The organism is Rhizobium sp. AAP43 (assembly GCF_001296045.1).
Lineage (GTDB): Bacteria > Pseudomonadota > Alphaproteobacteria > Rhizobiales > Rhizobiaceae > Allorhizobium.
This window is the reverse complement of record NZ_LJHS01000002.1, coordinates 243,659-256,566: the sequence shown is the minus strand read 5'-3', so window position 1 is coordinate 256,566 and position 12,908 is coordinate 243,659. Positions and strand designations below refer to the sequence as shown.

Annotated in this window: 13 protein-coding genes; 9 read left to right on the top strand and 4 right to left on the bottom strand. The window is 62.4% G+C overall.

The window, feature by feature from the left end:
* From IP76_RS01330 to pheT, 7 genes are all read left to right on the top strand, one after another.
* Positions 1–666 carry a response regulator transcription factor gene (locus tag IP76_RS01330; RefSeq protein WP_054156361.1) on the top strand — a complete coding sequence of 222 codons (666 nt, stop codon included), beginning with the start codon at positions 1–3 and terminating at the stop codon, positions 664–666.
* A complete protein-coding gene (locus IP76_RS01325; protein ID WP_054156360.1) occupies positions 663–1,994 on the top strand; it encodes a sensor histidine kinase KdpD in 1,332 nt (443 codons plus the stop codon). The genes IP76_RS01330 and IP76_RS01325 overlap by 4 nt, the downstream gene beginning before the upstream one ends.
* 164 nt (positions 1,995–2,158) lie before the next feature.
* A complete protein-coding gene (gene rpmI, locus IP76_RS01320; RefSeq protein ID WP_054156359.1) occupies positions 2,159–2,362 on the top strand; it encodes a 50S ribosomal protein L35 in 204 nt (67 codons plus the stop codon).
* A 37-nt stretch (positions 2,363–2,399) separates the two neighbouring features.
* The gene (gene rplT / locus IP76_RS01315) at positions 2,400–2,804 is read left to right on the top strand and encodes a 50S ribosomal protein L20 (protein WP_054156358.1); all 405 of its coding nucleotides are present in this window, start codon (positions 2,400–2,402) and stop codon (positions 2,802–2,804) included.
* A 98-nt stretch (positions 2,805–2,902) separates the two neighbouring features.
* Positions 2,903–3,778 carry an RIO1 family regulatory kinase/ATPase gene (locus tag IP76_RS01310; RefSeq protein WP_054156357.1) on the top strand — a complete coding sequence of 292 codons (876 nt, stop codon included), beginning with the start codon at positions 2,903–2,905 and terminating at the stop codon, positions 3,776–3,778.
* Positions 3,771–4,856, top strand: a complete 1,086-nt coding sequence (pheS, locus tag IP76_RS01305) for a phenylalanine--tRNA ligase subunit alpha (protein ID WP_054156356.1) — start codon at positions 3,771–3,773, stop codon at positions 4,854–4,856. Before IP76_RS01310 ends, pheS begins: the two co-directional genes overlap by 8 nt.
* A 12-nt stretch (positions 4,857–4,868) precedes the next feature.
* The gene (gene pheT, locus IP76_RS01300; RefSeq protein WP_054156355.1) at positions 4,869–7,292 is read left to right on the top strand and encodes a phenylalanine--tRNA ligase subunit beta; all 2,424 of its coding nucleotides are present in this window, start codon (positions 4,869–4,871) and stop codon (positions 7,290–7,292) included.
* Between the two features lie 131 nt (positions 7,293–7,423).
* Here pheT and IP76_RS23230 read toward each other — a convergent pair whose 3' ends face one another.
* The 3 genes from IP76_RS23230 to IP76_RS01290 form a co-directional block, all read right to left on the bottom strand.
* Complete coding sequence (locus tag IP76_RS23230; protein WP_197278291.1) at positions 7,424–7,585, bottom strand: hypothetical protein; 162 nt, start codon at positions 7,583–7,585, stop codon at positions 7,424–7,426.
* A 152-nt stretch (positions 7,586–7,737) separates the two neighbouring features.
* On the bottom strand, positions 7,738–8,760 hold the full coding sequence (rsgA, locus tag IP76_RS01295) for a ribosome small subunit-dependent GTPase A (protein ID WP_054156354.1): 1,023 nt from the start codon (positions 8,758–8,760) through the stop codon (positions 7,738–7,740).
* Between the two features lie 162 nt (positions 8,761–8,922).
* Positions 8,923–9,837 carry a DMT family transporter gene (locus tag IP76_RS01290; RefSeq protein ID WP_054156353.1) on the bottom strand — a complete coding sequence of 305 codons (915 nt, stop codon included), beginning with the start codon at positions 9,835–9,837 and terminating at the stop codon, positions 8,923–8,925.
* Between the two features lie 281 nt (positions 9,838–10,118).
* Between IP76_RS01290 and IP76_RS01285 the strand changes: the two genes are divergently transcribed.
* Positions 10,119–10,868 carry an AraC family transcriptional regulator gene (locus tag IP76_RS01285; protein WP_054156437.1) on the top strand — a complete coding sequence of 250 codons (750 nt, stop codon included), beginning with the start codon at positions 10,119–10,121 and terminating at the stop codon, positions 10,866–10,868.
* Positions 10,869–10,871: 3 nt separating this feature from the next.
* Here IP76_RS01285 and IP76_RS01280 read toward each other — a convergent pair whose 3' ends face one another.
* Complete coding sequence (locus IP76_RS01280; RefSeq protein WP_054156352.1) at positions 10,872–11,867, bottom strand: aldo/keto reductase; 996 nt, start codon at positions 11,865–11,867, stop codon at positions 10,872–10,874.
* Positions 11,868–12,014: 147 nt separating this feature from the next.
* Here IP76_RS01280 and IP76_RS01275 point away from each other — a divergent pair, with 147 nt between their 5' ends.
* Positions 12,015–12,905, top strand: a complete 891-nt coding sequence (locus IP76_RS01275) for a LysR family transcriptional regulator (protein WP_054156351.1) — start codon at positions 12,015–12,017, stop codon at positions 12,903–12,905.
* The last annotated feature ends 3 nt before the right edge of the window (positions 12,906–12,908 follow it).

Below are 12,908 nucleotides of genomic sequence, written 5' to 3'. Positions count from 1 at the left end.
ATGCGCCTTCTGCTTGCCGAAGATGACCAGACCATCGCCGATCACACCCGGGGCAAGCTGGAGGCGGAGGGTTACTTCGTTCAGCATGTCAAAACAGGCCCGGAAGTCTGGGCGGAAGGCGAGACCGGCGACTACGCGGCGATCGTTCTCGATCTCGGGCTGCCGGGCATGGATGGCCTATCGATCCTGAAACGCTGGCGGGCATCAGGTGTGGAAACGCCGGTGCTCGTTCTGACGGCGCGAGGCTCCTGGATGGAGCGGGTGGACGGCTTCGAGGCCGGGGCCGACGATTATTTGCCCAAGCCGTTCCGCAGTGAAGAGCTGATCGCCCGGCTCAAGGCCTTGCTGCGCCGTGCCGGTGGCCGGGCAAAGGCAACTGTAACGGCCGGAGCCTTTGTGCTCGATGACGCCGCCCGGCGTGTCACCTTCGAGAGCCGGCCGATCGAACTGACGCCGCTTGAATACCGCCTGCTGGCGCTGCTGATTGCCGAACCAAGCCGCGTCTTCGATCCGCTGGAGATTGCACGTCAGGTCCAGGGCCGTGACGATGATGCGGCCCGCAATGCCGTGGAGGCGATGATCGCCAGGATCCGCCGCAAGACGCATCCCGGCGCCATCGCGACACGCCGGGGGTTCGGATATACCTTGATCGGTGAGGGAGCATGATCCGATCGCTGCGCCTGCGCCTGCTGGTCGCGGCGGTCCTTGCGGTTGCCTTTGCGCTTCTGCTGGTTGGCTTTGGGCTCAGTCGTGTCTTTTCCAGCTATGTCGCCGATCGTTACCGCGCCGACATGTCGGCGATCATCGATCAGTTGGCGGCGAGCCTGGAGGTCGGGAAAAACGGCCTTTCGCTATCGGCCGAGCCGAGTGATCCGCGTTTCGATCTGCCCGGCAGCGGTCTCTACTGGCAAGTCAGACCGGCAAGCGGAGAGGTGCTGCAGTCGCGATCGCTGTGGGATATCGAATTGCCTGCTGGTGATATCCCGCCGGGTCCCTACGGCTTCTGCGAGGCGGTGGGGCCGGATGGCGACGCAGTTCTGGTGGAGGAGCGGGAGGTCGTCCTCGAAACGAGCAGTGGACCGCTCACCTTCACCATTCTGGCAGGCTTCGATCGGAAGATGATCGATCAGGCGCTCGCCGACTATCATGGCTCGCTCTGGGCCATGCTGGTTCTGACCGCGTGCGTTCTGATCTGTGCAGCGGTCCTTCAGGTGGCGGTCGGGCTGGCGCCGCTGTGGAGGCTGCAAAGCGCCGTCGCCCGCGTTCGCTCCGGCCTTGCCGACCAGGTAACGGGCGAGGGGCCGAGCGAATTGATGCCGCTGGTTGGAGAACTCAATCATCTGCTCAAGGATCGCGAGACGGCGATTGCAAGGGCCCGGGCGCGCGCCAGTGACCTTGCCCATGGCCTGAAAACGCCCCTGACCGTGCTCTCACAGCTCGCTGACAATTTTTCCGACCGCGACCGCCTGCTGGTGCGCCAGCAGGTGGAATTGATCCGCCAGCGGGCGGATCGCCAATTGCAGTCGGCGCGTCTCGGCGTGGAGCAGATGACCCAGACCGATCTCGCTCTGCTGACCGGAAAGCTCGTCTCCGTCCTGCAGCCGGTCACGGTTCCGCGCGGCATTGCCTGGAGTGTTTCGATCGATGAAGGGCTGATGGTGGAAATGGATCCGGCCGATCTTGCTGAGGCTCTGGGCAATGTTCTCGACAATGCCACGCGCTTCGCAAACTCGCTGATCGCCATCAAGGCGACGCGCCAGGCTGAAACGGGTGATACGGTTCGGTTCGATATCGATGATGACGGACCAGGTGTGGATGAGGCTGCCTTGGCCGGAATCGTCACGCGAGGGGTTCATCTGGAAGAGGGTGAAGGGACGGGGCTTGGCCTTGCCATCACCGCCGAAATTCTCGCCGCCTATGGCGGGCAGATCGCAATTCTGAGGGCGCCGATCGGTGGATTGCGCATATCTCTGACGCTTCCGGCCCGCACCTGAAGGCCAAAGCTCAAGATTCAGGCGTGTGACCCGTTGCGCTTTATGGGCTTCGCGGTTATAAGCCCCCGTCCGAACGGTCCGGCAGGGCATGCCGTGGCCGTTCTTTATGCTTGAAAACGGGCATTCGTCAGCCTGTTTCGATACAAGAACAATGGAGTAGCAAAATGCCCAAGATGAAGACGAAATCCTCCGCCAAAAAGCGGTTCAAGATCACCGCAACCGGCAAGGTCCTCGCGGCCGGCGCTGGTAAGCGCCACGGCATGATCAAGCGTTCCAACAAGTTCATTCGCAACGCACGCGGTACGATGGTTCTGGCTGAAGCTGACGGCAAGAAGGTCATCAAGAACTACCTGCCGAACGGTCTCTGAGACCCATTCGCTGTTGGACAATTAAGGAGATCATGACATGGCACGCGTAAAACGTGGCGTAACTTCCCGCGCCAAGCACAACAAGGTATTCAAGGCAGCCAAGGGCTTCTACGGCCGCCGCAAGAACACGATCCGGGCCGCAAAGGCTGCCGTCGATCGTTCCAAGCAGTTCGCTTACCGCGACCGCAAGGTCAACAAGCGCAACTTCCGCGCTCTGTGGATTCAGCGTATCAACGCTGCTGTTCGCGAACACGGCCTGACCTACGGCCGCTTCATCGACGGCCTCAACAAGGCTGGCATCGAAGTCGACCGCAAGGTCCTGTCCGACATGGCCATCCATGAGGCGGCTGCTTTCGGCAAGTTGGTCGAAGCTGCCAAGAAGGCGCTCGCATACCTCAAGGATGCCGGCACTGCGAACGAGTTTGAAAGCGCGGTCAAGTAAGCCAGCGCTTCCCGAACTTTATCGATTATTTTGGGAAACCCGCGCTGGCGAAACCAGCGCGGGTTTTTCTTATGCCGCAAGGGTGGCAGGGGTTGGAGATGGCCTATCTGGGTGAAAGTTTTGGTGCGCTGACAAGTGGCGCCGAGCTAACCGACGACGAAATCGCTGAAGTCCTGAGAGCCCTCGTCTCAAGTGACGGCAGGGTGCAATGTCTTGACCTTCCGCGCGGCCGCCTGTGGATCAAGCGCCAGGGCAGCAAGGTTCTGCCCGTCCTCGTTCCCCTGCAGGGCTTGGCCGCTGCCCTTTTGAGAATTCCCTACCTTCGTCCTTCGCCGCAGCTTGCACCAGAGGCGATGCAGGCGCGGGAAATGGCACGAATGAAGGCTTTCGCCGCCAAGGGTTTTCCCGTGCCGACGGTGCTTTATGCATCGAAAACGGCCATGGTGATGGACGATGCGGGCTTGACGCTCGCGCATCGGCTCAAGGTCTTGCGACAGGAGGATCCGGCGGCCCATGATGCGTTGCTGGTGCAGGCGGCGGAGGCGCTGGGCCGCGTCCATGCCAATGGCCTTTGTCACGGCCGTCCGCATGTTCGCGATTTCTTCCTCCGTGACGGCGAGGTCGGCTTCATGGATTTCGAAGAAGACCCGGCCTCGGCCATGCCGCTTCCAATGGCGCAGGCGCGGGACGTGCTGCTCTACTTCCTCGTCGTGTCCTCTGTGGCGATTGAGCCGCACCGGACATGCCCGCAGGCGCTAGAAGCGTGGTCGCAGCATGCGCCGGCACCGGCCCTGCGCGAATTGCGCGGCCTGACACGTGTGATCGGCCGAATTTTGCCGCTCGCCCGGTTGATCGGCCGCGTTCACATGGGTAGTGATCTGCGACGCTTCATCATGGCAACAGAATTTCTGACAAGGGCTCCGCTGGGTGCGGCAGAGGGCTCGAACATCGCCAAGGCAGGACAAGATGGTTGAACTAGACGCATTGAAGGTACAGCTTCTGGCGGAGATCGCCGCAGCCGGCGACGAGCCGGCAATCGAGGCCGTGCGTGTGGCCGCCCTCGGCAAGAAGGGTTCTGTGTCCGAACTCCTGAAGACGCTGGGTTCGATGACGCCGGAAGAGCGCCAGACCCGGGGGGCAGCGATCAACGCGCTGAAGACCGAAGTCACCGACGAGATCACGGCGCGCAAGAGCGCCTTGAAGGATGCCGCGATCAACGCGCGCCTGAAGGCCGAGACGCTGGACGTGTCGCTGCCCGTGCGCTCCTCGCCGGCCGAGCGCGGGCGCATCCATCCGATCAGCCAGATCGTCGATGAGATCACCGCGATTTTCGCCGACATGGGCTTCTCGATTGCTGAAGGCCCGGATATCGAGACCGACTATTATAACTTCACCGCACTGAACTTCCCCGAGGGTCATCCGGCCCGCGAGATGCACGACACCTTTTTCTTGTCACCGGACGAGAATGGTGAGCGCAAGGTGCTGCGTACGCACACCTCGCCTGTGCAGGTCCGCACCATGGAGGCGCAGAAGCCACCGATCCGCATTGTCATCCCGGGCAAGACCTATCGCCAGGACTCGGACGCGACCCATTCGCCGATGTTCCATCAGGTCGAAGGCCTCGTCATCGACAAGACCGCAAACGTCGGCCACATGCGCTGGATCCTCGAAGAATTCTGCAAGGCCTTCTTCGAGGTCGACAGCGTCACCATGCGTTTCCGCCCGTCCTTCTTCCCGTTCACGGAACCGAGCTTCGAAGTCGACATCCAGTGCGATCGCTCCTCGGGCCCGATCGTCAAGTTCGGCGAAGGCAAGGACTGGATGGAAATCCTCGGCTGCGGAATGGTGCACCCGAATGTGCTGCGCGCCGGTGGTCTCGATCCGGACGAGTATCAGGGCTTCGCCTGGGGCATGGGCCTCGACCGCATCGCCATGCTGAAATACGGCATGCCGGATCTGCGCGACTTCTTCAACGCCGATGTGCGCTGGATGAGCCACTATGGGTTCCGCCCGCTCGACGTGCCGACGCTGTTTGGCGGTCTGAGCGTTTAAGGAGATAGACACATGAAATTCACACTCTCCTGGCTCAAGGATCACCTGGAAACTGACGCCTCGCTCGAGGAAATCTGCGAGCGCCTGACGGCGATCGGCCTCGAAGTTGAGGACGTCGACGACAAGGCGGCCTACAAACCCTTCGTCATCGCCAAGATCCTGACGGCCGAGAAGCATCCGGAAGCCGACCGCCTGAAGGTCCTGACCGTCGACGCAGGTGACGGCAAGCCGGTGCAGATCGTCTGCGGTGCGCCGAATGCCCGTGCCGGCATGATCGGCGCTTTGGCACGGCCGGGCACCTATGTGCCGGGCATTGATGTCACGCTCTCCGTCGGCAAGATCCGTGGCGTCGAAAGCCATGGCATGATGTGCTCCGAAAAGGAGCTCAACATCTCCGATGACCACAACGGCATCATCGATCTGCCTGAGGATGCGCCGGTTGGCACCTCCTTCGCGTCCTATGCCGGCCTCGACGATCCGGTCATCGAGATCAACCTGACACCGAACCGTCCGGACTGCACGTCGGTCTTCGGCATCGCCCGCGATCTCGCAGCCTCCGGTCTTGGCACGCTCAAGGCGCCGAAGGCACCGACATTCAAGGTCGAGGGTGACACTCCGGTCGAGGTCAAGCTGGAGCTCGAAGACCATCTCTGCCCCGGTTTCGCCTATCGCCTGGTGCGCGGCGTGAAGAACGGTCCGAGCCCGAAGTGGATGCAGCAGCGCCTGCTGTCGATTGGCTTGCGTCCGATCTCGGCGCTGGTCGACGTGACCAACTACATGACCTTCGACCAGGGCCGTCCGATGCATGTCTTCGACGCCGACAAGGTCAAGGGTGCGCTGGTGGTTCGCCGGGCGAAGGAGGGCGAGGAAATCCTCGCGCTCGACACCCGCACCTACAAGCTGAACCCGAACAACGTCGTCATCGCTGACGACAACGGTCCGGAATCGATCGGCGGCATCATGGGTGGTGAACATTCGGGCTGCGACGAAAACACCGTCAACGTGCTGATCGAGTCGGCGCTGTGGGATCCGATCAACATCGCCAAGACCGGCCGCGCCCATGGCATCATCACCGATGCGCGCTACCGCTTCGAGCGTGGCGTAGACCCGGAATACATGATCCCGGGTCTGGAGCGCACGACCGAGCTGGTTCTTGAAATGTGCGGCGGCACGGCTGCAGCGGCCAAGGTCGAAGGTTATAAGGGCCACGAAAAGAAGGTCGTCGACTTCCCCTTCGCGGAAGTGAAGCGGCTGACGGGCCTTACCGTCTCCAACGACGAATCCCGCCAGATCCTGACCGGCCTCGGTTTTGAGATCCTCTCGGGCGACGACAAGGCCGCCAAGGTCTCCGTTCCCTCCTGGCGCCCTGATGTCGACGGCAAGGCGGATCTCGTCGAAGAGGTCATGCGCATGCATGGCGTCGACAACATCAAGCCGGAGCCGCTGCCGCCGACCGGCTCGGTGAACGGCAAGATCCTGACCACGCTGCAGATCCGCACACGCTCGGCCCGCCGGGCGCTCGCGTCGCGCGGCATGATGGAAGCAGTGACCTGGTCCTTCATTCCGGCCGATCAGGCTGCGCTCTTTGGCGGCGGCAAGCCGGCATTGAAGCTCGTCAACCCGATCGCCGCCGACATGTCGGACATGCGTCCCTCGCTTCTGCCGGGCCTGCTGACGGCTGCCCAGCGCAATGCCGACCGTGGCTTTGGCGATGTGGCCATCTTTGAAGTCTCCGGCACCTATGAAGGCGATACGCCCGAGACGCAGCGTCGCGTGGCTGGCGGCGTGCGTCGCGGCACGGCCTCGATGGCCGGTGCCGGTCGCTCCTGGTCGAACAGCGCCAAGGGCGGCGGCAAGCCGGTTGACGTCTTCGATGCCAAGGCCGATGCGCTCGCCGTGCTCGAAGCCTGCGGCATTCCAATGAGCAATGTGCAGATCGAGCAGGGTGGCCCCGAATGGTATCACCCCGGCCGTTCCGGCACGATCAAGGCCGGCCCTAAGGTCATTCTCGGCACCTTCGGTGAATTCCACCCGAAGACGCTGGAAGCGCTCGATGTCTCCGGCACGCTCTGCGGCTTCGAGATCTATGTCGATGCCCTGCCGGAGCCGAAGAAGAAGGCGACCCGCACCAAGCCAGCGCTGGAGCTTTCGCCCTTCCAGATGGTGAAGCGCGACTTCGCTTTCGTTGTCGAAAAGGCCGTCGAAGCCGGCGCGATCATCAAGGCGGCGACCAGCGCCGACCGCAAGCTGATCACGGGCGTCAATGTCTTCGATATCTTCGAAGGCGCATCCGTTGGCGAAGGCAAGAAGTCGGTGGCGATCGAGGTTTTGATCCAGCCGACCGACAAGACCCTCACCGACGAGGATTTCGACGCGCTGACGAAGAAGATCGTCGGCAATGTCGAGAAGTCGACGGGTGGTGCGCTACGCGCCTGATCGGTTGCGACAGGCAGCCCATGCTAAACGAGAAAAAGCCCTTTCTCCTTATTCCGGAGAAAGGGCTTTTTTGATCTGGCTTGGTAATCCTTCAGGGCCAAGGACCGGAAGGCGGCTTATCACATCAGGCCTTAAAGGCTGACGCGACGGCCTTCCTTGTCGGCGGACTTGCGGTCCGTGCCATGCTTGGCCAGGATCTCCTTGGCGTCTTCGACCGAGATGCGATGCTTCTTGGCGAAGGGAATGGCTTCGTAAGCCTGGGCCGGGACGGCTGTGTTCTTGTCGTCTGCCATGATGGTCTCCAATCCGAAAACGCTCCGGCAGGACGCCGAAGCCAGTGATATCGCGTTGAACGGGGGAAAAGCGGCTCGGCAGTGCGGAGCCAGCGCGACGCGTGCGAAGGGCGTCGTCCAGAACCCCTATGTGGGGTGCCTGAGGCGAAAACTCAATACTTCTTCTTGCGCAGCGTCTTGTTGCCCTTCGGCCCTGTGTAGACGGGCGTGCGTTCCCGGTTCTCCGCCTGTAACTGGCGCCAGCGATCGAGGCGCGCCGGATCAAGCGAACCATCCTTGATCGCGGCCTGCACGGCGCAGCCTTTTTCGTGGGAATGCGAGCAATCGCGGAATTTGCAATCCGGCGCAAGGTCGGTGATTTCGGCAAAAAGGGTGTCGATCCCGTCGGTCACGTCGCTGACATAGAGCGTGCGAATACCCGGTGTGTCGATCACCCAGCCACCGCCTGCGACGACGTGCAGGGAGCGCGCCGTCGTGGTGTGACGGCCCTTGGCATCGTGTTCGCGGATCGCACCTGTTTTCTGCGAGGTTTCGGAATCCGGACCGGCCAGCGTGTTGACCAGCGTCGATTTCCCAACGCCGGACGAACCAACCAAGGCAACGGTCTGGCCAGGCCCGCACCAGGGCTTCAAAGGTTCCAAGGCCTCGGGCGTGCGGGCATTGACGATGACAACAGGAAGGTCGCGCTGCAGCGCCTTCGCCTCATCGGCAAAGACGGACGCATCATCCACGATGTCGGCCTTGGTCAACACGATCACCGGGCGCGTGCCGGCCTCGTTTGCCATGATCAGATAGCGCTCGAGCCGCGAGGCGTTGAAGTCCGCGTTGCAGGAGGTAACGATGAACAGCGTATCGACATTGGCGGCAGCCAGCTGTTGGCCGAAGGCGCCTTCGGTGCGTCTTTGCAGCACGGTCTGGCGATCGAGCCGGCGCACCACAAGGCCGGTATGGGGCGAGGCCAGGACCCAGTCGCCCACGGCATAGTCTGCCGTATTACTGTTGGGCGGAAGCTCGATCGCAACTGGACCGCTGCGATCGATCGCGTCGAGGCGGTCACGGTGCACGGACGAAATGCGGCGAACCAGAAGGTCAGCTTCTTCCGCTGTCACCTGATCGGTGAAGAAGGCGGAAAAACCGAGCCGCTCAAGTGCTTTGGTGTCGGTAAGGCCGGTCAAGGGCGGATCACGGGAAGAAGACGTGGGGCCATGGGCGCTTTCAGTTTTTTGGACAAGGCGTTGAGGCCTCTCTTAGCGCAGATTGCGCCGGCTGACGCGTGAAATCTGCCCGCTCCCGGAGAATGGCACCCTCATGCCGTTCCCGGGTCGGGACCCGCGCCATCAGCCCTTGAGATCGACCGCTTCCGCGGCAAGCACGGGACGGCGCATCGGCAGCCTTGCAAACATCACAGCATTGCCGGCCAGCGTCAGCATCAGGCCAAGCACGCCGAGTGGCGTCCAGTGATAATCCTCGAACAGGCTCGACAGCGTAAGCGCCACGACGGGAAAGAGGACGGTCGCATAGGCGGCTTTTTGTGAGCCCATGCGGGAGACCATCATCAGATAGGTGGTGAAGCCGACGACGGAGCCGATGGCGGCGAGGTACAGCATGGCGGCGAGATAGGTGGCGGTCGGCGGTGCTACGATCGGAGTTCCGGTTCCGAGGATCAGGGCGAACAGGGTCAGAGCGCCGTAGCTCATGCCCCAGGCATTGGCCGTGATTGGCGGGACGCCATCCGCGCTGTTGCGCCGGGACGCCATATTGCCAAGCGAGAAGAAAAGCGTGCCGAGGGCAGACAAGCCGATGCCCTTCCAACTGTCGGGATTCATGCTGACCAGAATATCCATGCCGAACAGCAGCACCAGCCCGGTGGCGCCGAGCGCAGCAGCCAGAAGCGTGCGCGGGCTGATCCTGTCGCCAAAGAAAATCCGGGCATTGACGGCATTGTAGATCGTCGCCAGCGAGAAGACGACCGAGATCAGGCCGGAGGGGACGTAGCTTGCGGCGTGATAGAAGCAGAGAAAGTTGCAGCAGAACAGGCAGAGCGCCTGGGCAAGGATGAAGGGTTGCTGGCGCAGCGGCGGCACCTTCAGGCGACCCATGACAACGAGCACGACAAGAAAGATCAACGCCGCGGTGGCAAAGCGGTAAAACACCGAGACCAGAACCGGCACCGGACCGATCTGCAGGGCAATGGCAATCCAGGTCGTGCCCCAGATCAGCACGGTGGAGGAAAACAGCAGGAAGTTGGTCATGAGCGTCCCTTGGTGATGGACGACACCTAGCGCCGCGACACTTCGGAGTTCTTGCACGATCTTGCGGTGAACATAGACCAGGCGAGAGCAAACACCCGATTTGACCGTGCCGCCGAGGCGCGGTTGCGCTAGAGTGTGCCTCTGATCATCTGGGCCTTCGAATGCTGCACGCCTCTTCCGTCTTCAGTTCGCTATCCGCCTCGCCCCGCGCCGAGCGGCTGGATGCGCTCGACCTGGGGCAGGGGCGGGCAAGTGCCCTGTGGCGCAACAGCCATGATCGGATGAGCTACGAGCGCAATGATGGCCACACCTTCAGCTGCTATCTGGAGGGCGGCGACGGGACGCGGCGTCTGGATGCAGGCTCGATCCATGGCTGGCCCGGCGCGCTCTGCGTCATGCCGCAGGGTGCGTCCTCGCAATGGGAAATCACCGACCGGTTCGAATTCATCCACCTCTATGTCTCGGACGAGGAATTGCGCCGGTTGTTTGCCGAGACCTTTGATCGCGATGCGCGGCTGATGGTGATCCCGGAGGCCACCTTCGACGAGGCACCGCATCTCGCAGGCGCGCTGGGCCAGCTGGCGCGGGCGACGCGCACAGGCGAGAGGCTCCTGGCCGAGCAGGCGCTGGTATCGGTGGTCGGCGATCTCTTCGGCGATCCGCGCTATGGCGGCGAAAAGCGGGTCACGTTGCGCGGCGGACTGGCACCGGTGATGCGCCGCCGGCTGATCGACCATATCGAGGCCAACCTCGACAGCTCGATCAGCTTGCAGGATCTGGCGAGGATCGCAGATCTGAGCGAATTCCATCTGCAGCGGATGTTCCGGATCAGCTGTGGGGTTTCACCCCACGGCTTCATCCTTCACCGGCGCATCGACCGCGCACGGCAGATGCTGGCCGACGGCGAACCGATCGCTCAGATCGCCGCGATCTGCGGCTTCAGCAGCCAGAGCCATCTGACACGGATGTTCAAGGCCGTGACCGGGACGACGCCGTCTGCCTATCGCCGCAGCGTGACGGGCAGCGGCTGATCGTTACCGACCAGCCATCTTCGACATCGCTTCGTTGTAGCGAGCACCGGCCACCTTTTCGGGCGCGACAATCGAGCCGAGCGCCGTCAGTTCGTCAGGTGTGAGCGTGATCGCGGTCGCCGCGACATTGCTTTCCAGATTGGCGATCTTGGTGGTGCCGGGGATCGGCACGATGAAATCGCCCTGGGCCAGAACCCAGGCCAGTGCCAGCTGTCCGGCTGTGACGCCCTTGTCGGCGGCCATGGCTTCCAGAGCGGTGACCAGCGCCAGATTGGCGTCGAAATTCTCCTGGTCGAAACGCGGCAGGCCCCGGCGGAAGTCGTTTGCACCGAGCTTGGACAGATCTTTCAAGGCGCCGGTCAGCATGCCCCGCCCCAGCGGAGAGAAAGGAACGAAGCCGATACCTAGCTCGCGGCAGGTCTCGAAAACGCCGTTCGTTTCCGGGTCGCGGGTCCACAGCGAGTATTCGCTCTGGATGGCAGCAATCGGATGGGTCGCATGGGCCCGACGCAAAGTTGCAGCACTGGCTTCGGACAAGCCCAGGGCCTTCACCTTCCCCTCTTTCACCAGGTCTGCCATCGCCCCAACCGTCTCCTCGATCGGCACATCAGGATCGACGCGGTGCTGGTAGAAAAGATCAATCGTATCGATGCCAAGCCGCTTCAGGGACGCTTCTGCGACGGCGCGGACATGCTCCGGCCGGCTGTCGAGCCCGGAAGGGCGTCCCGCCTTTTCCGCATCGCCGATGGTGAAGCCGAACTTGGTGGCGATCAGCACCTTGTCGCGGTGCCGCCCGAGCGTTTTGCCCACCAGTTCTTCATTGGTGAAGGGACCGTATACCTCGGCCGTGTCGAAGAAGGTAACGCCGAGTTCGACTGCGCGGTCGATAAGCGCCTGGGCGGAAGCCTCCTCCAGATTGGTGCCATAGGCATGGCTCATGCCCATGCAGCCGAGGCCGATGGCGGAGGGGGTGAGGGAACCGAGACGGCGTGACTGCATGATGACAGCCTCCTTTGGGACGTGAACCTGAAATGTGAATGTACCATGCCGGCTCGAACCGACACAGCAGACAAGCGCAATGTAGGGTTCAGTCTCAATGCTGAAAATGGGTGTAAATCGTCATGTGTTGATCTATAAATTCGAACAATGAACCGAACTCAACTTTCGCAACTGGCGGTGCTGGCATCCGTGGCTCAACACGGCAGTTTTCGCGCAGCCGCCGCAGAACTCGGCATTGCCCCCTCGGCGGTCAGTCATGCGATCTCGGCGCTGGAACGGAGCGTTGGTTTTCGATTGATGGCGCGCACCACCCGCAGCGCCGCCCCGACCGAGGAAGGACGCCGGCTTCTCGCGATCTTGGGGCCAGCGCTTGCCGATATCGAGACCGCGCTGACAGCCCTTTCGGATGAACGCGGCCATCCCGCCGGTCCCTTGCGGATCACTATGCCGCTCCTGGCGGCGCAAGACGTGATAGCGCCGCGCCTCGGCGAATTCTCCCGCCGTTATCCCGAGATTGAGCTTGAGATCGTCACAGACGACCGTTTCGAGGATATTGTCGAGAAGGGCTTTGACGCGGGTCTGCGCCTCGGCGAACATCTGGAGGCCGACATGGTCGCCGTCAGGGTGAGTGGACCTTGGCGCGGTGCTGTCGTCGCAGCGCCCGGCTATTTCAAGGAGCATGCAAGGCCGCTTCACCCGCGCGACCTTTCAAGCCACATCTGCATCCGCCGGCGCTTTTCAAGCGGCCTCATCTATCGCTGGGAGTTCGAGAAGGATGGCCGCGCTATCTCCGTCGATGTGCGCGGAAGCCTCATTTTGTCCGACCAGACCCTGATGCGCCGCGCCGCAATAGACGGCGCTGGCCTTGCCTACGTCTTCGACGCCCGGGTTGAGACGGACATCGGAGAGGGCCGTCTGATCCGGGTGCTGGAAGACTGGTGCCCGCCCTTCGATGGGTTCTCGATTTACTATCCGAGGCACCGCCAGATGCGCCCGGCGCTGCGCGCCTTCATCGATTTCTTCCACTGGCGCGGCTGAGAG